21 protein-coding genes and 2 pseudogenes are annotated in these 19,480 nt (G+C 52.7%); 5 read left to right on the plus strand and 18 right to left on the minus strand.

The features are described 5' to 3' along the window. Window positions 1–84 precede the first annotated feature (84 nt). From gpmA to modE, 8 genes are all read right to left on the minus strand, one after another. On the minus strand, window positions 85–837 hold the full coding sequence (gene gpmA / locus ABVN36_RS15720; protein WP_000301554.1) for a 2,3-diphosphoglycerate-dependent phosphoglycerate mutase: 753 nt from the start codon (window positions 835–837) through the stop codon (window positions 85–87). A gap of 223 nt (window positions 838–1,060) precedes the next feature. Next, window positions 1,061–2,101, minus strand: a complete 1,041-nt coding sequence (galM, locus tag ABVN36_RS15725) for a galactose-1-epimerase (RefSeq protein WP_000931428.1) — start codon at window positions 2,099–2,101, stop codon at window positions 1,061–1,063. After that, window positions 2,095–3,243 carry a galactokinase gene (gene galK, locus ABVN36_RS15730; RefSeq protein ID WP_001049365.1) on the minus strand — a complete coding sequence of 383 codons (1,149 nt, stop codon included), beginning with the start codon at window positions 3,241–3,243 and terminating at the stop codon, window positions 2,095–2,097. Before galK ends, galM begins: the two co-directional genes overlap by 7 nt. A gap of 2 nt (window positions 3,244–3,245) precedes the next feature. After that, window positions 3,246–4,292, minus strand: coding sequence for a galactose-1-phosphate uridylyltransferase (gene galT / locus ABVN36_RS15735; protein ID WP_000187473.1), 1,047 nt, complete (start codon window positions 4,290–4,292; stop codon window positions 3,246–3,248). A 10-nt stretch (window positions 4,293–4,302) separates the two neighbouring features. Beyond that, window positions 4,303–5,319: a UDP-glucose 4-epimerase GalE gene (gene galE / locus ABVN36_RS15740; protein WP_001265465.1), complete on the minus strand. Its 1,017-nt coding sequence runs from the start codon at window positions 5,317–5,319 to the stop codon at window positions 4,303–4,305. Window positions 5,320–5,541: 222 nt separating this feature from the next. After that, window positions 5,542–6,450 (minus strand): DUF2167 domain-containing protein, encoded by a 909-nt coding sequence (locus tag ABVN36_RS15745; RefSeq protein WP_000885515.1) that lies wholly within the window; start codon window positions 6,448–6,450, stop codon window positions 5,542–5,544. A gap of 170 nt (window positions 6,451–6,620) precedes the next feature. Next, window positions 6,621–8,096 (minus strand): molybdate ABC transporter ATP-binding protein ModF, encoded by a 1,476-nt coding sequence (gene modF / locus ABVN36_RS15750; protein WP_023138901.1) that lies wholly within the window; start codon window positions 8,094–8,096, stop codon window positions 6,621–6,623. Between the two features lie 67 nt (window positions 8,097–8,163). Then, window positions 8,164–8,952: a molybdenum-dependent transcriptional regulator gene (gene modE, locus ABVN36_RS15755; protein ID WP_001147416.1), complete on the minus strand. Its 789-nt coding sequence runs from the start codon at window positions 8,950–8,952 to the stop codon at window positions 8,164–8,166. A 128-nt stretch (window positions 8,953–9,080) separates the two neighbouring features. On the opposite strand from modE, the gene ABVN36_RS15760 reads away from it, so the two are divergent. From ABVN36_RS15760 to modC, 4 genes are all read left to right on the plus strand, one after another. Then, entirely contained in the window at window positions 9,081–9,230 is a 150-nt protein-coding gene (locus tag ABVN36_RS15760) for an AcrZ family multidrug efflux pump-associated protein (protein ID WP_000891513.1), read from the plus strand. A 166-nt stretch (window positions 9,231–9,396) separates the two neighbouring features. Then, complete coding sequence (modA, locus tag ABVN36_RS15765) at window positions 9,397–10,170, plus strand: molybdate ABC transporter substrate-binding protein (RefSeq protein WP_023138900.1); 774 nt, start codon at window positions 9,397–9,399, stop codon at window positions 10,168–10,170. After that, window positions 10,170–10,859 carry a molybdate ABC transporter permease subunit gene (gene modB / locus ABVN36_RS15770; RefSeq protein ID WP_023138899.1) on the plus strand — a complete coding sequence of 230 codons (690 nt, stop codon included), beginning with the start codon at window positions 10,170–10,172 and terminating at the stop codon, window positions 10,857–10,859. The genes modA and modB overlap by 1 nt, the downstream gene beginning before the upstream one ends. Window positions 10,860–10,861: 2 nt before the next feature. Next, window positions 10,862–11,920 carry a molybdenum ABC transporter ATP-binding protein ModC gene (gene modC / locus ABVN36_RS15775; RefSeq protein ID WP_000891711.1) on the plus strand — a complete coding sequence of 353 codons (1,059 nt, stop codon included), beginning with the start codon at window positions 10,862–10,864 and terminating at the stop codon, window positions 11,918–11,920. On the opposite strand, the gene ABVN36_RS15780 is transcribed toward modC, so the two are convergent. Continuing rightward, entirely contained in the window at window positions 11,921–12,739 is an 819-nt protein-coding gene (locus ABVN36_RS15780; RefSeq protein WP_001682285.1) for a pyridoxal phosphatase, read from the minus strand. A gap of 163 nt (window positions 12,740–12,902) precedes the next feature. Between ABVN36_RS15780 and pgl the strand changes: the two genes are divergently transcribed. Then, on the plus strand, window positions 12,903–13,898 hold the full coding sequence (pgl, locus tag ABVN36_RS15785; protein ID WP_023138898.1) for a 6-phosphogluconolactonase: 996 nt from the start codon (window positions 12,903–12,905) through the stop codon (window positions 13,896–13,898). Window positions 13,899–14,041: 143 nt separating this feature from the next. Here pgl and ABVN36_RS15790 read toward each other — a convergent pair whose 3' ends face one another. The 9 genes and pseudogenes from ABVN36_RS15790 to ABVN36_RS15830 all read right to left on the minus strand — a co-directional run. After that, window positions 14,042–15,325 carry a putative acyl-CoA thioester hydrolase gene (locus tag ABVN36_RS15790; protein WP_023138897.1) on the minus strand — a complete coding sequence of 428 codons (1,284 nt, stop codon included), beginning with the start codon at window positions 15,323–15,325 and terminating at the stop codon, window positions 14,042–14,044. Between the two features lie 134 nt (window positions 15,326–15,459). Beyond that, a complete protein-coding gene (locus ABVN36_RS15795; protein ID WP_000533679.1) occupies window positions 15,460–16,530 on the minus strand; it encodes a tyrosine-type recombinase/integrase in 1,071 nt (356 codons plus the stop codon). Beyond that, window positions 16,508–16,726, minus strand: coding sequence for an excisionase (locus ABVN36_RS15800; RefSeq protein WP_001556007.1), 219 nt, complete (start codon window positions 16,724–16,726; stop codon window positions 16,508–16,510). Before ABVN36_RS15800 ends, ABVN36_RS15795 begins: the two co-directional genes overlap by 23 nt. Window positions 16,727–16,746: 20 nt before the next feature. Then, window positions 16,747–16,833: pseudogene (locus ABVN36_RS15805) on the minus strand (DNA-binding protein); the annotation flags it as partial. 2 nt (window positions 16,834–16,835) lie between these two features. Continuing rightward, entirely contained in the window at window positions 16,836–17,213 is a 378-nt protein-coding gene (locus ABVN36_RS15810; RefSeq protein WP_223163363.1) for a hypothetical protein, read from the minus strand. Continuing rightward, window positions 17,197–17,322, minus strand: coding sequence for a hypothetical protein (locus tag ABVN36_RS15815; RefSeq protein ID WP_023138682.1), 126 nt, complete (start codon window positions 17,320–17,322; stop codon window positions 17,197–17,199). The genes ABVN36_RS15810 and ABVN36_RS15815 overlap by 17 nt, the downstream gene beginning before the upstream one ends. 131 nt (window positions 17,323–17,453) lie before the next feature. After that, a complete protein-coding gene (locus ABVN36_RS15820; RefSeq protein ID WP_023138681.1) occupies window positions 17,454–17,720 on the minus strand; it encodes a hypothetical protein in 267 nt (88 codons plus the stop codon). A gap of 315 nt (window positions 17,721–18,035) precedes the next feature. Beyond that, window positions 18,036–18,491 (minus strand): annotated as a pseudogene (locus ABVN36_RS15825) (DUF551 domain-containing protein); the annotation flags it as partial. Between the two features lie 665 nt (window positions 18,492–19,156). Beyond that, the coding region (locus ABVN36_RS15830) for a hypothetical protein (protein ID WP_187791546.1) at window positions 19,157–19,480 on the minus strand (324 nt) is incomplete at its 5' end.

Here is a 19,480-nt window from a genome sequence, read left to right on the forward strand (position 1 = left end):
TTGCCTGATGGCGCTGCGCTTATCCGGCCTACCCATTGCTCGTAGGCCGGATAAGGCAGTTATACCGCCATCCGGCAAAGGTGATTACTTCGCTTTACCCTGATTCGCCACGGCAGCCGCTTTCGCAGCGATCTCGTCAGCGTTGCCCAGATAGTAATGTTTGATCGGCTTGAAGTTTTCGTCGAACTCATACACCAGCGGCACGCCGGTCGGGATGTTTAACTCAAGAATCTCATCTTCACTCATGTTATCCAGGTATTTCACCAGCGCACGCAATGAGTTACCGTGAGCGGCGATGATCACGCGCTCACCGCTCTTCATACGCGGCAGGATGGTGTCGTTCCAGTAAGGAATAACGCGGTCGATGGTCAGCGCCAGACTTTCGGTCAACGGCAGCTCTTTCTCGCTCAGTTTGGCATAACGTGGATCGTGACCCGGATAACGCTCATCATCTTTGGTCAGTTCCGGCGGCGTCACGGCAAAACCGCGGCGCCACTGTTTAACCTGCTCGTCACCATATTTTTCGGCCGTTTCCGCTTTATTCAGCCCCTGCAACGCGCCATAGTGACGTTCATTGAGTTTCCAGGATTTTTCCACCGGCAGCCACGCCTGATCCAGTTCATCCAGTACGTTCCACAGCGTATGGATAGCGCGTTTCAGTACGGAAGTGTAGGCAAAATCAAAGCTGAAACCTTCTTCTTTTAGCAGTTTACCCGCTGCTTTTGCTTCGCTTACGCCTTTTTCAGACAGGTCAACATCATACCAGCCGGTGAAACGGTTCTCTTTGTTCCATTGACTTTCACCGTGACGTACCAGAACCAGCTTAGTTACAGCCATACTCTCACTCCTATAAATCATATGTAATGATAATAATTCTCATTATATTGCCGCGAGGTGTTGGCGGCAATGCTTACGCATAACCATAGCGAAAATAGTGGCGCAGTGTAAGGTTCTTGTGAACTCAGAGTTGCGATTTTGTCTTTAAGTGGTGGAGGTTTGAGCAGGGCAATGGCGCGTAGGCCCGATAAGCTTGCGTCATCGGGCATGTAGCGGCATATCGTTAGAACGGAATAAACTGATACTCGGTCAGGCTGGCGTACTCCTCGCCAGGGCGAAGGATACAGTCAGGCTGCGGCCATTCAGGATGATTCGGGCTGTCCGGCAGCAGTTCGCTTTCCAGCGCCAGCCCTTGCCAGTCGGCATAAGGTTCCGGTCCGCGGGAAGGTGTACCCGCCAGATAATTGCCGGAATAAAACTGTAGCGCCGGGGCGGTGGTGTAAACCATCATTTGTAGCTTTCCATCCTGTGACCACAGACGGGCCGCCGGCTTTTTGCCATCACCCTGCGTCTGTAGCAGGAAAGCATGATCGTAGCCTTTAACCTTGCGCTGATCGTCATCGGCGAGAAACTCGCTGGCAATGACTTTTGGCATCCGGAAGTCAAACGAGGTATTGGCTACCGATTTTAGCCCCTGGCGTGGAATACCGGATTCATCTACCGGCAGATACTCATCCGCCAGAATTTGCAGCTTATGTTGGCGCACGTCGGTCCGATCGCCGTCCAGATTAAAATAGACGTGGTTGGTCAAATTCACCGGACAGGGTTTATCGACCGTTGCCCGGTAGGTGATGGAGATTCTATTGTCATCGGTCAGACGATATTGCGCCGTGGCGCAAAGATGGCCGGGAAAACCCTGGTCGCCGTCATCAGAGGTGAGCGCGAATAATACCTGGCGATCGTTCTGGTTCACAATTTGCCAGCGGCGCTTGTCAAAGCCTTCCGGTCCGCCGTGTAGCTGGTTCTCGCCCTGGCTTGGGCTTAACTGTACGGTTTCGCCGGCAAACGTATAGCGGCTATTGGCGATACGGTTCGCGTAACGGCCAATAGAGGCGCCGAGGAATGACGTCTGTTCAGGGTAGTGTTCCGGGCTGGCGCAGCCCAGCAATGCTTCCCGAACGCTGCCGTCAGACAGCGGAATACGGGCGGAAAGAAGAGTGGCTCCCCAGTCCATCAGCGTTACCACCATCCCTGCGCTGTTGCGCAGGGTTAGCAGGCGGTACGGTTGACCATCGGGGGCCAGTGCGGGCGTTTCATTTAGCACTGTCCTGCTCCTTGTGACGGTTTGCATACATAAAAGGTTTCTTTGATTCCGGTTTTCGCTTCGTACTGTTGCGCAACGGCCTGCCGAACAGCGGGAACCAGATCTTCCGGGATCAGCGCGACAACACAGCCGCCGAAGCCGCCGCCGGTCATGCGCACGCCGCCTTGATCGCCGATGGTCGCTTTGACAATGTCTACCAGCGTGTCTATCTGCGGGACGGTAATTTCGAAATCATCGCGCATTGAGGCATGGGACTCCGCCATCAGTTGGCCCATACGTTGCAAATCACCTTTCTCCAGCGCGCTTGCCGCTTCAACGGTGCGCGCATTTTCGCTCAATACATGGCGAACGCGTTTTGCGACTACCGGGTCCAGTTCGCTGGCAACGGCATTGAACGCCTCAAGGCTGACATCGCGCAGGGCCGGCTGCTGGAAGAAACGGGCGCCGGTTTCGCACTGTTCACGGCGGGTATTATACTCGCTGCCCACCAGCGTGCGCTTAAAGTTACTGTTGATGATCACCACGGCGACACCTTTCGGCATGGAAACCGCTTTGGCGCCGAGCGTACGGCAATCAATCAGCAACGCATGATCTTTTTTGCCGAGCGCAGAGATGAGCTGATCCATAATGCCGCAGTTACAGCCGACAAACTGGTTCTCGGCCTCTTGTCCGTTGAGCGCAATTTGCGCGCCGTCCAGCGGCAGGTGATAAAGCTGCTGGAAGACGGTGCCCACCGCCACTTCCAGCGAGGCGGAGGAGCTTAACCCGGCGCCCTGCGGCACATTGCCGCTGATGACCATATCCACGCCGCCAAACGCGTTGTTACGCTGTTGCAGGTGTTTCACTACGCCGCGCACATAGTTAGACCACTGCTGGCTATCGTGGGTCACGATCGGCGCATCCAGTGAAAATTCGTCCACCTGATTGTCGTAATCGGCGGCAATCACCCGTACGGTACGATCGTCGCGCGGCGCACAGCTAATTACGGTCTGGTAATCGATAGCGCAGGGCAGAACGAAACCATCATTGTAATCAGTGTGCTCGCCGATCAGGTTGACGCGGCCTGGCGCCTGAATCGTGTGGGTGGCAGGGTAGCCGAAAATTTCAGCAAACAGCGCGCGCGTTTTCTCTTTCAGATTCATTTTTATACTCCGGATTCGCGAAAATGGATGTCGCTGACCGCGCGCAGGCGTTCAGCCGCTTGTTCTGCGGTTAAATCACGCTGGGTTTCCGCCAGCATTTCATAGCCGACCATAAATTTACGGACGGTCGCAGAGCGCAGCAGCGGCGGATAAAAGTGCGCGTGCAACTGCCAGTGTGCGTTTTCTTCACCGTTAAACGGCGCGCCGTGCCAGCCCATTGAGTAGGGGAAGGAACACTGAAACAGGTTGTCATAACGACTGGTCAGCTTTTTCAACGCCAGCGCCAGAGAGTCGCGCTGCTCGTCGCTTAAATCGGTAATGCGCAGGACATGCGTTTTGGGTAACAGTAGCGTTTCGAACGGCCACGCCGCCCAGTAAGGCACCACCGCCAGCCAGTGTTCGGTTTCGACCACGGTGCGGCTGCCGTCCGCCAGTTCCCGCTGGACATAATCCACCAGCATTGGCGAACGCTGTTCGGCGAAATAGGCTTTTTGTAAACGATCTTCGCGTTCGGCCTCATTCGGCAGGAAGCTGTTGGCCCAGACCTGTCCATGCGGATGCGGGTTCGAACAGCCCATCGCCGCGCCTTTATTTTCAAAGACCTGCACCCACGGATAGGTTTTGCCTAACTCGGCGGTCTGCGTTTGCCAGGTTCTGACGATTTCCGTCAGCGCGGGCAGGCTCAACTCCGGCAGCGTTTTACTGTGATCGGGAGAAAAGCAGATCACGCGGCTGGTGCCGCGCGCGCTCTGACAGCGCATCAGCGGATCGTGGCTGTCCGGCGCATCCGGCGTATCGGCCATCAGCGCCGCGAAATCGTTAGTAAAGACGTAAGTCCCTTTGTAATCGGGATTTTTATCGCCGGTGACACGCGTATTGCCCGCACACAGGAAGCAGTCCGGATCGTGGGCCGGCAGCATTTGCTGAGACGGCGTTTCCTGCGCCCCCTGCCAGGGGCGTTTTGCGCGATGCGGCGAAACCAGAACCCACTGGCCGGTAAGCGGGTTATAACGGCGATGCGGATGATCGATGGGATTAAATGGGGTCATAACAACGTCCTTAATCTGGGTATCCCTGCGGATGGCGTGACTGCCAGTGCCAGGTGTCCTGCGCCATTTCGTCAAGCGTGCGGGTGACGCGCCAGTTCAGCTCGCGATCGGCTTTGCTGGCATCCGCCCAATACGCCGGGAGATCGCCGTCGCGACGCGGCGCGAAGTGGTAATTAATGGGTTTACCGCAGGCTTTACTAAAGGCGTTGACCACATCCAGGACGCTACTGCCGACACCCGCGCCGAGGTTATAAATATGTACGCCGGATTTGTCCGCCAGTTTTTCCATCGCCACGACGTGCCCGTCGGCTAAGTCCATAACGTGAATGTAATCGCGTACGCCGGTGCCATCCTCGGTCGGGTAATCATTGCCGAAAACGGCGAGCGATTCGCGACGACCCACGGCGACCTGGGCGATATAGGGCATCAGGTTATTCGGAATACCTTGCGGATCTTCTCCCATGTCGCCCGACGGGTGCGCGCCGACCGGGTTGAAATAACGCAGCAGCGCAATACTCCACTCCGGCTGGGCTTTTTGCAGATCGGTGAGGATCTGTTCTACCATCAATTTACTTTTGCCGTAGGGGCTTTGCGGCGTGCCGGTAGGAAAACTTTCGACGTAAGGAATTTTGGGCTGATCGCCATAAACGGTGGCGGAGGAGCTAAAAATAAGGTTTTTAACGTTGGCCGCACGCATGGCGCTGACCAACCGCAGCGTACCGTTGACGTTGTTGTCATAGTACTCCAGCGGCCTGGCGACCGATTCGCCGACGGCTTTCAGGCCGGCAAAGTGAATCACGGTATCAATCGCGTGATCGTGCAGAATTTCGGTTATAAGCGCTTCGTTGCGAATATCGCCTTCGACAAAGGTCGGGTGCTTACCGCCCAGACGTTCAATAACGGGCAGCACGCTGCGCTTGCTGTTGCAGAGGTTATCGAGGATGACGACGTCATGACCATTTTGCAGCAATTGTACGCAGGTATGACTTCCAATGTAACCGCTACCACCTGTAACCAATACTCTCATAATTCGCTCCGTTAAGCCTATGGTATGGAATAACCATAGCATAACAAAGATGCGAAAAGTGTGACATGTAATAAATTAGTGGAATCGTTTACACACTGGTGATTTTACGCATTTATATCAATTAAATGATTACAAATCATCTGGCTTGAGAATGCTTCTGCTTTTTATCCGAAAAAAAGGCGCGTTACGCGCCTGGGAATGAAACGGACGGGGCAGGAGCTGTCAGTCTTTTTTACGCGAGAGTAGCTTCCTGGCGAGCGCCCCGACAGCGACGACGCCGATGGCGGTCACTTTCCAGAACTTAAGCAGCGCGATACCGAGCATAGCAAGCAGACCTACTTTTTTGGCCGCGATACCGCCAATCAGCGCGGCGAGCCCATACTCCGCTATTTTGTCCGTTGATTCGTTGAAGTCAGCGTAGCGTTGTCCAGCGTTGAACTTGACGGAACTGAGAATTCTTTTCGCCAGAGGGATTTCGTGGTCAACAGAACCTCTGTCGGTCACCAGATTTAAAGAAAAATAGCCTTCACGTCCCAGCAGATAGGTGTTGTAGTTCACGCCTTGTTCATTCAGTGGTTCGTTGGTGCCGATATCATGGATGGCGGCGGACCAGATCAGACGATGATTGGTTGCATCGTAGGTAGGCTTCTCGATCCAGCCAATAATTTCTATCGGCTCAATGCCTTTTGCAATACGATCTTTATTCGCTTCTTTTGTGCCTTTGCGCAGGTTATCCATTAATTCATCGGCATCCCAATTTTTTGCATCATCATCTTTTACATAACCAGAATCATCATATTCGATAGAAATAAATCCATTCATTTCCTTTTTAAATACGAGGCCGTAAAAATATTCATCGTCAACATAGTTACCAATTTCACGCATAAATACCGCCGCTTCTTTTGCGGGTATCCAGGTAAATCCTTCCGGTAGATTAAGCGTGGCTTTATCACCTAAACTAATTTTTGTCGGACCCGCAACGGCGGCGCGACTCATGCCTTCAACAGCGACCTCAACGGCGGTTTTACGCGCTTCCTGCGCAGCGGTCGGCTTTTGCTCAGCATAACTGCCGGGGCAAAATAACATGGCTGCCAGTAAAAATAGTATTATTTGTGGAAAACGAAAAGCCATAATGAATCCCTTATATTCACATACGACATCATTGTCGAAAATTTCAGGATTATTATGACAATGAGGCGGTCAGCGATTCAAGAGATAGTAAGCTTATCGACCGTTATTATTATTCTTAATAAAAGGAGAGTGGTTCCAGAATGGCGCGCGGCGCCATTCTGATAATACATTTAATTATTGCATCGTCCGGAAACGTACTTATAACGTTCGCCATTTGGTACAAATTCCAGCCGGTGGGTAATACAGGCAGGCGCATCCTCTGCATGATGGGAAACGAACAGCAGTTGGGTCTCTCCCTGGCGAATTAATACATCTACAAAACGGCGTACCAGTTGGCGGTTCAGCGGATCCAACCCTTGCAGCGGCTCATCCAGAATCAACACTGTCGGATGTTTAACCAGCGCGCGCACGATTAGCGCCAGCCGCTGCTGTCCCCAGGAGAGACTGTGGAAGGGGGCATCCGCCGTACGCTTATCGATTCCCAGAATATCCAGCCACTGTTGCGCCAGTTTTCGTTGCCTGTCTGAAACAGCCTGGTAAATGCCGATAGAATCGAAATAGCCGGAGAGAATGACATTGCGTACCGTGGTACTGACGCGGTAATCCAGATGTAAACTGCTGCTGACGTAGCCGATATGTTTTTTGATATCCCAGATTGTTTCGCCGCTTCCTCGCCGCCGCCCGAACAGCGTAAGATCGTTGCTGTAGCCTTGCGGATGATCGCCAGTAATAAGGCTAAGCAGCGTAGACTTACCCGCTCCGTTAGGACCGACGATCTGCCAGTGTTCGCCCGGATTGACTCGCCAGCTTAGGTGGTGGAGGATAGGGCGATCGTTATACGAGACTACGCCATCGTTAAGTACGATCCGTGGTTCGCCATCGGGTAACGCATGGCGGGCGGAAGGTTCGTCCGGTTCGGGTAATTGTACGTCGGTCAGACGCTCGCTGTGCGCGAGTTGAGCGACCAACGCCCGTTGCAGTAACTCTGCCGTCGTTCCGGTCTCCGCCAGCGTACAGTCGGCAAGCACGCCGGCAAACTGCACGAAGTCCGGGATTTCATCAAAACGGTTGAGTACCAGCGCCAGGGTCATACCCGCCTGGTTCAACGCCGTCAGGCGTTGCGCCAGTTGTTGACGGGCGGTCACGTCAAGTCCGTCGAACGGTTCATCAAGGATTAATAACTCCGGCTCAGACATCAGCGCCTGACACAGCAGCGCTTTTCGCGTCTCGCCGGTAGAAAGGTATTTAAAACGCCTGTCGAGTAAAGCGAAAATGCCGAACTGCTGCGCCAGCATCGCACAGCGGGCAGGATGGTGAACATCATCCTGAATAATTTCCGCGGTAGTGCGCCCGGTATCGTCTTCGCCAGGACTGAGCATATCGGTGTTATTACGTTGCCACTCATCGCTGACCAGCTTTTGCAATTGTTCAAAGGACAGACGAGTAATGCGGGTAAACCGACACTGGCGCTCGCCTGTTAATAATGGCAGTTCACCCGCCAGCGCGCGGGCGAGCGCCGACTTCCCGCTCCCGTTAGCCCCAACGAATGCCCAGCTATCGCCCGCATTGAGCGTCAGCGAATCCAGATGAAGTGTTTTTGTATCGCTCAGACGAAACGTGCCTTGCGAAATTTGCAACGATGACATTTTGCATCCCATTTTTTGCAGCGATGAATGACAGGGATACGTCTTTCGGCAACGGATGTCAATGTGCTTAGCACAACGTTGCAATAATCACTCTGTCCGCATTAAACCAGGCAATCACGTCATCGCCTTCCTTTAACGTGGCGGCATCCGCAGTCGGTATCGTGGCGCACAGCGTCTGGCCGTCCGGCAGCGCCATCAACACTTCACACTGTTCCGCGCCGCGCTCGATATGGCTGATCGTTCCCGACAACTGATTGTCAGCGGCGCGCGCAACGGCTGCATCCCGGGTAATGCCAACCCACGGCGCTTTTAGCAGGATCAGCACTTCTTTACCTTCCTCCAGGCCGAGACGCTCGCCGCTTTGCGCCGTCAGCGCGACTTTGAGCCGCGTTTTGCCGTCGGCCAGCAGCACGTCGACATGCTGTTGCACCTGATCGCGATCGCGGGCGGTAATGGTGCCGAACCACTGATTTCGGGCGCTGGTTTGCAGTGAAAAGCGGGAGATAGCGGCCAGCAGACTGTCAAGCGGCAGGGCGTCATCGTCGCTTAACACATCGAACGCTTTTTGCTGAATTTGGCCCAGCAAATCGTAAAGCTGGATCAGACGCTGGCCATAGCGGGTTAATACCGCGCCGCCGCCGCCTTTGCCGCCCGTTGCGCGTTCAACCAGCATATGTTCGCTAAGCTGGTTCATGTCGTTTATCGCATCCCAGGCGCTCTTATAGCTGATTCCCGCGTCTTTCGCGCCCTGACTAATCGAGCCGGAAAGCGCAATGTGTTTCAGCAGAGAGATACGTCGGGGATCGGCAAAAAGCTTTTGCTGAAGTTTCAGGGTAAGAAGGATTTCGGCCTGCATAACCAGCTCCTGGTAAAAAGACTATTGTGACTGAAAAGCGCGTCAGCGCAAAGCCGACCGCACAAAAGGGGAGTGCTTTTCTGTGTGATGCGGTTAAAATACAAAAAGGACTATATCTGGAGTTGCCCATGTTAGAGTTATTAAAAAGTCTGGTATTCGCCGTCATCATGGTACCGGTAGTGATGGCCATCATCCTCGGTCTGATTTACGGTCTGGGTGAGGTGTTCAACATTTTTTCCGGTATCGGTCAGAAAGACCAGTCCAGACAGAACCGCTGATTTCCCCAAACGCCCGCTCAGTCGGGCGTTTTTGTTACTCAAGATCCTGCTTTTCCTGCCGATATTTTCTGTGTTTAATCGTTAATGGGTATGAATAACCGCTGGGAAACCCCTGAGATTATCGTTATATTATCGTTTACATAACGAAACGCACAAGGAGTTACAGATGGCGCATTCCTGGTTACGCCTGGTCGCAGGGGCGACATTATCTTTCGTCATCGCTGGTCATGCGCTGGCGGATGAAGGCAAGATCACCGTATTCGCCGCCGCGTCGCTAACGAACGCGATGCAAGACATTGCGGCAGAATATAAAAAAGAGAAAAATGTGGATGTGGTTTCCTCATTCGCCTCCTCTTCAACGCTGGCGCGCCAGATAGAAGCGGGCGCGCCGGCGGATCTGTTCATCTCTGCTGACCAGAAATGGATGGATTACGCAGCCGATAAAAAAGCGGTGGATACCACGACGCGCGAAACATTGCTTGGCAATAGCCTGGTGGTGGTAGCGCCGAAAGCCAGCGGGCAGAAACCGTTTACCATCGACAACAAAACGGACTGGATTCGTCTGCTGTACGGCGGGCGTCTGGCGGTGGGCGATCCGCAACACGTACCGGCGGGAATTTATGCCAAAGAAGCGCTGCAAAAGTTGGGCGCATGGCAAACGCTTGAACCGAAACTGGCGCCGGGCGAGGATGTGCGCGGCGCGTTGGCGCTGGTCGAACGTAACGAAGCGCCTTTGGGCATTGTATACGGTTCTGATGCGGTCGCCAGCAAGGGGGTCAACGTGGTGGCGACGTTCCCGGAAGATTCACATAAAAAAGTGGAATACCCCATCGCTATCGTGGAGGGGCATAAAAATGCGACCGTCAGCGCGTTCTATGATTACCTGAAAGGACCGCAGGCCTCGGCAATCTTTAAACGTTATGGATTTACGACGAAGTAATGATACTGACCGATCCAGAATGGCAGGCTGTCCTTCTTAGCCTGAAAGTGTCTTCCCTGGCCGTGCTGTTTAGCCTGCCGTTTGGGATCTTTTTTGCCTGGTTACTGGTGCGATGCCGGTTTCCGGGCAAAGCCTTACTTGATAGCGTCCTGCATCTGCCGCTGGTGCTGCCGCCGGTGGTGGTCGGCTATCTGCTGCTGGTGTCGATGGGGCGACGCGGGTTTATTGGCCAGTGGCTGTATGACTGGTTCGGTCTCACGTTTGCCTTTAGCTGGCGCGGCGCCGTGCTGGCGTCGGCGGTGATGTCCTTCCCGCTGATGGTGCGGGCCATTCGGCTGGCGCTGGAGGGGGTGGATATCAAGCTTGAACAGGCCGCCAGAACGCTGGGTGCCGGGCGCTGGCGCGTTTTTCTGACTATCACCTTACCGCTTACCCTGCCGGGCATTATTGTCGGTACGGTGCTGGCGTTTGCCCGTTCGCTTGGCGAATTTGGCGCGACCATTACCTTTGTTTCCAATATTCCGGGCGAAACCCGCACCATACCTTCCGCCATGTATACCTTGATCCAGACGCCGGGCGGGGAGAGCGCGGCGGCGAGGCTGTGCGTGATTTCGATTGTATTAGCGCTGATTTCGCTATTAATTTCTGAATGGCTGGCGCGGATTAGCCGTGAACGGACGGGGCGCTAACCATGCTGGAGCTTAATTTTTCCCAGACGCTGGGAACGCACTGTTTAACCCTCAACGAAACGCTGCCAGCCAGTGGGATCACGGCTATCTTTGGCGTCTCCGGCGCGGGAAAAACCTCGCTGATTAATGCCATCAGCGGTTTGACTCGCCCGCAAAAAGGACGCATCGCGCTGAATGGCCGGGTGTTGCATGACGCGGAAAACGGTATCTGTTTAACGCCGGAAAAGCGCCGCATCGGTTATGTTTTCCAGGATGCGCGCCTGTTCCCCCATTACAAAGTACGCGGCAATTTGCGCTACGGCATGGCGAAAAGCATGACCGGCCAGTTTGATAAGCTGGTGTCGCTGCTGGGAATTGAAGCGTTGCTTGATCGCCTGCCGGGGAGCCTGTCCGGCGGAGAAAAACAGCGCGTAGCGATAGGCCGGGCATTGCTCACCGCCCCGGAGTTGCTGCTGTTGGACGAACCGTTGGCCTCGCTGGATATCCCGCGTAAACGCGAATTACTGCCGTACCTGCAACGGCTGGCGCGAGAAATCAATATTCCCATGCTGTATGTCAGCCATTCTCTCGATGAAATTCTCCACCTGGCGGATAAAGTCATGGTGCTGGAGGATGGACAGGTTAAAGCGTTTGGCCCGCTGGAGGAGGTCTGGGGAAGCAGCGTTATGCACCCGTGGCTGCCGAAAGAGCAACAGAGCAGTATTCTGAAAGTTAGCGTGCTGGAGCATCACCCACATTATGCCATGACCGCTTTGGCGCTTGGCGACCAGCACCTGTGGGTAAATAAACTCAATCAGCCGCTGCAATCCACACTGCGTATTCGTATACAGGCGTCGGATGTCTCGCTGGTACTACAGCCGCCGCAGCAGACCAGTATCCGCAACGTATTGCGGGCAAAAGTGGCGAATTGTTATGACGATAACGGGCAGGTGGAAGTCCAGCTTGAGATAGGCGGAAGAACTCTGTGGGCGCGAATCAGCCCGTGGGCCAGGGATGAGCTGAGTATCAAGCCTGGCCTGTGGCTTTACGCGCAGGTGAAAAGCGTTTCTATCACCGCCTGACTATAGCAGGTGGGTGTAAATAAATTTGGCGATGCTATCGGTAGTGTTATCGCCGATCACGACGTCAGCGCGCGCTTTCACCGCCTCATCGGCGTTGCCCATCGCAACGCCGGTGCCTGCCGCCTCCAGCATACTGATGTCGTTGTAGTTATCGCCGAAAGCGATCACATTTTTCATTGACCCTCCCTGCGCTTCTATCCACTGGGTAAGGCGCTTGCCTTTACTGTTGCCTTTGCGCGCGATATCCACCTGATCGTGCCATGACCATTCGCACTCCAGGCCAAGCGCCTGTTCAACATGCTGACCGAACCGCTGTAGCCTGGGAATATCTTCATTGGTAAGCGCAAACTTCCACACGGCATTCACGTCGCGCGCCGCCTGCGCCAACGAAGAGACCTGTGTAAAGGTCGGACGTTGCTCCGGCGGCAAGGTCTGCGCCCACCGGGAGGTACGCACGACGTGACCGGTTGGGTGTTCGTAAAGCATAGCGTCATCAACATACATCAGGCCGTGAATCTGATGCTCATCCAGTAAATCAATCAACTGCAACGCCTTATCCACGGGCATAGGATCGGCATCCAGGACAGTTTTAGCTTGATAATCATACAAATAGGTGCCGTTGCAGCAAATAGCAGGTGTTTCCAGCGCCAGCGCCTGATAAAAAGGATGAATAGCAACGTGATGGCGACCAGTGACAATGATAAGTTGAAAGCCCGCCTCTTTGGCGCGTGATAGCGCTTCAAGCGAGGAGGGGAGTAAGGTTTTATGCGGGGTTAATAATGTTCCGTCTAAATCGAGGGCAATCACGCGTGCAGTCATAATTTTTTCCAGATTAAGAGTAATAATTCCGTCTGTCGGCATGGTACACCGGGACGGTAAGCAGACAAAATTCTGCGTCTGAATTCAGCATTCGCCGTCAAAAGCGACTACGTTAAGCTGTGTCCTGTTATTGCAGCTACATGCCATATGCAAAGGAGTATTCATGAAACAAACAGTCTATACCGCCAGCCCTGAGAGTCAGCAAATTCACGTCTGGAGCCTGAACCACGAAGGGACGCTGACGCTGGTGCAGGTCGTGGATGTGCCCGGTCAGGTTCAGCCAATGGTGGTCAGTCCGGATAAACGCTACCTCTATGTCGGCGTGCGCCCGGAGTTTCGTGTCCTGGCGTATCGTATTGCGCCGGATGATGGCGCGCTGACGTTTGCCGCCGAATCCGCCCTGCCGGGTAGCCCGACCCATATTTCTACCGATCATCATGGTCGTTTTGTCTTTGTCGGATCGTATAACGCCGGTAATGTCAGCGTGACGCGCTTACAGGATGGTCTGCCGGTTGAGCTGGTGGATGTGGTGGAAGGGCTGGACGGCTGCCACTCGGCAAATATTACGTCTGATAACCGTACCCTGTGGGTGCCTGCGCTAAAACAGGATCGCATTTGTCTGTTTACGCTAAGCGATGACGGCCATCTGGTGGCCCAGGAGCCGGCGGAAGTAAATACAGTCGAAGGGGCAGGCCCGCGTCATATGGTCTTCCACCCGAATCGACAATATGCGTATTGCGTCAATGAACTGAACAGTTCGGTGGATGTCTGGCAGCTTAAAAATCCGCATGGCGAGATAGAGTGCGTACAAACCCTGGATATGATGCCCGCCGATTTTTCCGATACCCGTTGGGCGGCGGATATTCATATTACGCCGGATGGACGGCATCTGTATGCCTGTGACCGCACCGCCAGTCTGATTACCGTCTTTAGTGTCTCCGAAGACGGCAGCGTACTGAGCGTTGAAGGCTTCCAGCCGACGGAAGCCCAACCGCGCGGCTTTAATATCGACAATAGCGGAAAATACCTGATTGCTGCGGGTCAAAAATCACATCATATCGCGGTCTATGAAATTACGGGCACTCAGGGGTTGCTGACGGAAAAAGGTCGTTATGCCGTCGGCCAGGGGCCAATGTGGGTTGTGGTGAACGCGTACTAAAGCGCTGTGTGCCGGAGGGCGGCGGGCTGGAGCTCACCAGGGCAGGATGCCTGATTAATTTCGATAAACATCGCTTGCAGTAAAACCACGGGCCGCCACATCTGCTGCGGCGGCCCGTTTATAAGCCTGAACCGGAACGGCGATTACTGCTTAGGTTCCGCCACCACTTTACTGCCTACACCGCGGTTGTTGTATTCCCACATGCGGTTGTAGTTAGTGTCGTTCAGATTACGCTGCACCTCGTCTTTGTCATCCACGGTTCCCGTATTTCCGGCAAACGGACGTTTCGAGATGACCGCGTCGGCCCACGGTTTGGCAACGTTGAAGCCCTCGTTAATCACGCTGTCGCGGATCACGACCTGACCGTTGGTGTTGGCGTCGACATCCAGCGAGCGGCCAAGCTGCGCAACGCCATCGCCGGAGGCGTTAAAGCGGCTGTTGATCGCCAAAAAGCCATAGTAAATATTGGACAGCGTCGCCGGGGCGAAGATGTAGGCTTCCTGCTGTGTGCGGGAGTTGACGACCTGGAAGTTGGTGTTATCGAACACCACGGCGCCGCGTCCGGAAACCATATCCACATCGCCTTCAATATAGCTGTTCGTCACCAGCGTACGCGGCTGACGATCGGTCTGCAGACGGTTCTGCACGCCGCTGTTGGTCACAAAGAAGGTGTTCTGGCGGCCAAGGATATTGACCTTGTTAATCTGGACTTTGTCGCCATCGGTACGCAACGCCACCGCCGGATGGTTTCCGGCATCGACACTGTCGCCCAGCGTGTTCTCGATGGTCAGATTTTGTAGCTGCAGACCGTTATTCTGCGACCAGAACGCGGCAGAACACATCACACCGATCGTTGCGGCGTGTTTGCTTTGGCAGTTATCGAACATATACCAGGCGGGTTTACCAGGCATATATTTCCCGCCGGGATTCACCGCGCGGCGCCAGTCAGCGACGCTCATTTCACCATCAATCGCCATCCCAATTTTCACATCGATCGGTTTTTCACCGGTCCCGTACAGGGTCAGACTTCCCGGCGCGGCGGGAACATACACGGTCCCCTGATAGTCGCCCGGCATAATAGCAATGTACTGGCGTTTGTTCGTGCGTTTAACCATTGCCGCATCGACCGCGGCCTGAATCGAGGTGTGCGTAACGCCTGGCGTACCTGCCGGCCCCACCACAAAGTCAGGCTGTGCGGGCAGGGTAATCGGCGACGGCGACCACGGGGCGGTATTCGGCGTCAGGGAGGCAAAATAGCGCGCCGCAACGAAGTTTTTCGCTTCATTTGCCGACAGAATGGGGCGCGAGGCGGTGCCAGGCGCGGTTTGATCGGAAGGGATCTGATCGGGTGGCGTAGAGCTACAGGCGCTCAGCGTCACGCCAAAAGCCAGTGCCAGCGCCAGACGGGAAACCGATAATGTATTCACAGGTTGCTCCGGGCTTGAAAAAGTTAAATGACATCCATTGAAGCCTGCTTTTTTATACTAAGTTGAACGTATAAAAAAGTATTTCCGTTCAAAGTGTTACGCAACGAAGGTCACTATTAGTCAAAATAAAATCACTAGCTGATTTCTATTCTCTCCCACTCTCTCCCGCGATCGTTCCTATATTGCGCAGCCATGCTATCAGACTTATGTCCTAGAAGGTGCTGCGCAAATCTTTCGCCATACTGTTTCTCATAGAGCCTTGCAGACAGGCTGCGTATCTCATGAAATGTTGGCGGTTCTCCGCTGAAAGAAAGTCCAGATTCCTTGCGTGCGCGCATAAAATACCTTGATACCGTCCCTGATGAAAGCGCTTCGCTTCGTGTAGAGGAAATTATTGTTTCTCCTTGCGAAAGTGATTTACATCTCTTCAGCGTATCTGAAAGCGAAAGGTTAGCTGCATCAAGCTTAATCGTTACCGGTATCGCCAGTTTTGCTCCTGTCTTTTGTTGTTGTACGTGTAGAAATCCTTCTGAAATGTCAACCCATTTCATTGCACAGATATCACTAACACGCTGCCCGGTAAGTAATGCTATCTCCATAGACAGTTTCACCCATGGCGGCTGCTTCCCGGCAGCATCATATATTTTCATGAATTCATCGGTGGTTAATCTGACCCTTTTAACTTCAGATTTAGCGGCCCTTGTGGCAGTGACTGGGTTTGAGTGTATGAAGCCTTCAGCTATAGCTTCTCTGAAAATGTCACTCAACGTCGATCTGATTAACTTTGATGTGGCCGACTTTCCTTCTGAAACATAATCATTGAGTATGGTGGCAATATCCCTGGTTGTTATATCTGACAATGGAATGTCCTGAAACCGCTCCTTTATGGCTCTTATTTTGCTTCTGTAATCAGCAAGTGTTTTAGGCCTGAGTCCTCTGACTGATATGATACTGTCATATTTTTCCAGCCATGCGTGCATGGTCATTGCATCTTCATTATTGATCCGCGACGTAAGACTTTTTCGTTCAGCGCTGGAAAATAACTCAATGTTCGCCTGAACTGCTTCTGTTACTGCGATTCTCCGGTCGCGACCTAACCCAAACTCCTTACCCGTCCTTGGGTCTCGATAGCAATAATAACCGTTGTTCCTGATATACAAGTTTGGAGGCAAATCACGGCGTTCATGGCTTCGCCTTCTTCCCATCTCTAATCCTCTTCAAAAGTCTGCCTGTTGGCTTATTTTTAACGTCGATTTTTACTGCGTTCTCATGAAACAGATACTCCCTTCCATCCTTAAGCGGAGGAGGGGAGATCCGACACTCTCTAACCCAGCGTCGAACTGTCTCAAGGCTTCTTGGCCTTGGCTGTCGCTGGTTCCACTCTGGAAGCGTTAAGTACATCTCATTACCTCTGCAAATTCACGCAAGAAAAAACCAGCGCAAGGCTGGTTATTGGATATCTTGAGAAATGCACAGGCCTCATCGAGTGTGAGGCTGTGTGATTCTATGGTTACTCCGCGTCGGTGGCGAGAATTTGCTGGTCTATCTCGTATAGTGCTTCTGCAAACTTCATTTCCATGCAATGCCTTAATGCTTTAAGTGCCTTTTCTTTGGTGCTGTATTGCGCAATCCCTTTCTGTGATGCGGAGCGGGGTCTTTCTTCATTTTCAACCCATCCGTCACCATGAGATACAGTGGATGACCATGATTTATATACACGGCAGGAATATGTGTTGATAGACCAACCGTTAACATACTGGGTGATGCTATCTGGTACGCCTACATCGCGATCTGCTCCATAGTCAGACCATCTAAGCGATCGGTTTATATCCATAAGGCGAACAGCGTTTTCAAGTTGTTCTTTTTCTCGTTTATTCATTGCCATCATCTATCTCCAATAAAAAACCCGCCGTAGCGAGTTCAGATAAAAAAATCCCCGCGAGTGCGAGGATTGTTATTTTTGCGGTGCTGAGAGCCGAGCTGCTGCGCTTCAGCATCTGTGGACTCTCCCGATAAGCAAACAAGCACCCCGAAGAGCGCTTGTTTTATCTTTCAGCATAAGATAGTTACGTGCTGAATGACATGCGAACGTATAATCTTCACATGAGGTATGTTAAAAGCTATCGCATCATTGGAGCTTGAAGTCGTCGATATCATCTACAAATTCCAAATACCCATCTTCAACGTATTTTAAAACAAGTAAATGCTTAATTCCCTCACTTAATGAGGTTGGCCTTTCAAGCACAAACTCGAACCCATCCTCGTAAATTTTGCCTAACCAATAACCACCGCCATATTCCTTAAGCCTTTGAAAGAAAACATATCCTCCAGGCTTGAAATAATTGAGTGTCTCGTCTCTATAAACGATTTGGTAGTTAGGTACTTTGCCACCCATTTTAGCCACCATATATACTGTGTTTTTGTACAGTATAAATTAAAGCAAATGTTGGTCAATTTTGAAGGGTTAGATAATAACTTAACTCTGAAAACAAATTGTTTACGGCTTCTGCTATAGTTCAGTTTGATCAATAATCGCGAATGCTTTCGAACTGTCTTAACTCCTTATCAATCAGTCGCTTACTCTGCTGACGAGCTCGATGTTTACAGGTTCTCAATTCAGCATCATATCCGTTTCCTTTTCTGTAGCCTCGTGAGCGACACAACGAACAGGTACAACCATCAACCGAATAGAATTTCCCAAATGGTTGCATTACTTTTCCTCCTGCGGCGGCTCTGGTAGCGGCATCCAGTGTGATGGTTTCCACGACGCCCCAGGAATTAGCCACCCATCATTAGTGTCAGGATGCCACGGGATGTAAGTCGCCCATTTCATTCGCCAGTCACCTTTCCTGCCAAACTCTCTGGCAACAAGAACGCCAGTTTTGCTATCCGGCATTCGCTCACTACAGCTTATCCAACCATCCTGAGTTACCGGAGAGTTGCCATTCACATCGAAATTTGGCTTTGCGTCCTGAACCAGAAGGATGTAACCGTTCTTGGCTGTGTCCAGTTCTGATACCTCGGTGACAGTACCGAAATAGCGATTACCTAAATCAGCATCACAAGTGCTTACATCAATGGAAACTTCCATGCCTTCGATTAATTCTGGCAAGTTGTAAGTTTGGCTTACAGGTTGGCTACCCTGAAGCATGGCGGCGCGGCAGGCGTTCCAGGTGTTCCAGTATTTATTCCACATCGAGTCGCTACGGTATTTGTCGTCTACTCGGAACTGGCGCACAAAGCCTTTGGTATGGCCGGTATAGTCCGCCACCCAGGCTTCAAAGACGTCCCGATTGGTTTCATCGTCCAGGATGTTCACCGGCAGCGGCATCATCTGCGGAACGGTATAGAGCGCAATGTCTTTGCCGAAACCGTAGGAGTTTGGCCACAGGTGCGCGTAAGAGTGCCCATCAACTCCTTCCAGGCTCTCCAACTCCTCCGCGTCGGTATAGGCCACTGGATCGCTGTTTAGGGCCACAGAAAGCAGCATGCGCGCCATCACTGAGCATTCAAACTTAACGTCGCTACCATTGTCCTCTTCAGCGATTTCACGCAGGCGCTCAACGTCCATCGTCTCGTTCGCCAGTGTTAGCGGCTGCGGTTTCAGGCTGATATGCTGCTGTTTCGCTTCCATCTCTTTTACGCGCTGTTCGGCGGCGCGTACCTTGTTGTCCAGCTGCTCTATGACGGAAGCTACTGCCTCATTGAACGTAGCCACAACACGTAGAGATCCGTCTTTCTGCGGTTCGATGATGCTCCCAACGGTGCGCTCTGAATCGTCTAGTGCCTTCTCAATACCAATGATATAAGCCTCGGATTGGATGATTAGTGTCATTTGCTCTCCGAAGTAATGGAGTTTGCACACTTGTCGCACCAATAATGAGTCAGACCATTAACATTCAAACGGTAAGAATCGTTATAGCATCGAGGGCATTGGACCAAAACGCCACCAGCAATAATGGCTTCGCGGGATGGGATATGGTTTTCGGTAGGTTGATGTGGCTCATTTTTCATCATTGCCTCGACGATCTCATTGGCAATAGAGTGCATGCTCTTCCAGTAAACCTTGTCTGCAAAATTATCAGACTTCAGCCACTGATTACGTACGGCGGCACGAAGCGCGGCGATAGCGCGAATATTTAAACCTTCAGGGAT

It is taken from the genome of Salmonella sp. SJTUF15581 (assembly GCF_043356775.1).
In the GTDB taxonomy this organism is placed as follows: Bacteria; Pseudomonadota; Gammaproteobacteria; order Enterobacterales; family Enterobacteriaceae; genus Salmonella; species Salmonella enterica.

What these genes read in the sequence shown, in the direction of transcription:
- ABVN36_RS15795 (WP_000533679.1), bottom strand. Translation starts at nt 16,530, where the DNA reads ATGGGAAGAAGGCGAAGCCATGAACGCCGTGATTTGCCTCCAAACTTG.
- galE (WP_001265465.1), bottom strand. Translation starts at nt 5,319, where the DNA reads ATGAGAGTATTGGTTACAGGTGGTAGCGGTTACATTGGAAGTCATACC.
- modF (WP_023138901.1), bottom strand. Translation starts at nt 8,096, where the DNA reads ATGTCATCGTTGCAAATTTCGCAAGGCACGTTTCGTCTGAGCGATACA.
- modC (WP_000891711.1), top strand. Translation starts at nt 10,862, where the DNA reads ATGCTGGAGCTTAATTTTTCCCAGACGCTGGGAACGCACTGTTTAACC.
- ABVN36_RS15800 (WP_001556007.1), bottom strand. Translation starts at nt 16,726, where the DNA reads ATGTACTTAACGCTTCCAGAGTGGAACCAGCGACAGCCAAGGCCAAGA.
- ABVN36_RS15810 (WP_223163363.1), bottom strand. Translation starts at nt 17,213, where the DNA reads ATGATGGCAATGAATAAACGAGAAAAAGAACAACTTGAAAACGCTGTT.
- ABVN36_RS15780 (WP_001682285.1), bottom strand. Translation starts at nt 12,739, where the DNA reads ATGACTGCACGCGTGATTGCCCTCGATTTAGACGGAACATTATTAACC.
- pgl (WP_023138898.1), top strand. Translation starts at nt 12,903, where the DNA reads ATGAAACAAACAGTCTATACCGCCAGCCCTGAGAGTCAGCAAATTCAC.
- ABVN36_RS15820 (WP_023138681.1), bottom strand. Translation starts at nt 17,720, where the DNA reads ATGGGTGGCAAAGTACCTAACTACCAAATCGTTTATAGAGACGAGACA.
- modE (WP_001147416.1), bottom strand. Translation starts at nt 8,952, where the DNA reads ATGCAGGCCGAAATCCTTCTTACCCTGAAACTTCAGCAAAAGCTTTTT.
- ABVN36_RS15815 (WP_023138682.1), bottom strand. Translation starts at nt 17,322, where the DNA reads ATGCTGAAGCGCAGCAGCTCGGCTCTCAGCACCGCAAAAATAACAATC.
- ABVN36_RS15760 (WP_000891513.1), top strand. Translation starts at nt 9,081, where the DNA reads ATGTTAGAGTTATTAAAAAGTCTGGTATTCGCCGTCATCATGGTACCG.
- galT (WP_000187473.1), bottom strand. Translation starts at nt 4,292, where the DNA reads ATGACCCCATTTAATCCCATCGATCATCCGCATCGCCGTTATAACCCG.
- ABVN36_RS15745 (WP_000885515.1), bottom strand. Translation starts at nt 6,450, where the DNA reads ATGGCTTTTCGTTTTCCACAAATAATACTATTTTTACTGGCAGCCATG.
- galK (WP_001049365.1), bottom strand. Translation starts at nt 3,243, where the DNA reads ATGAATCTGAAAGAGAAAACGCGCGCGCTGTTTGCTGAAATTTTCGGC.
- modB (WP_023138899.1), top strand. Translation starts at nt 10,170, where the DNA reads ATGATACTGACCGATCCAGAATGGCAGGCTGTCCTTCTTAGCCTGAAA.
- modA (WP_023138900.1), top strand. Translation starts at nt 9,397, where the DNA reads ATGGCGCATTCCTGGTTACGCCTGGTCGCAGGGGCGACATTATCTTTC.
- gpmA (WP_000301554.1), bottom strand. Translation starts at nt 837, where the DNA reads ATGGCTGTAACTAAGCTGGTTCTGGTACGTCACGGTGAAAGTCAATGG.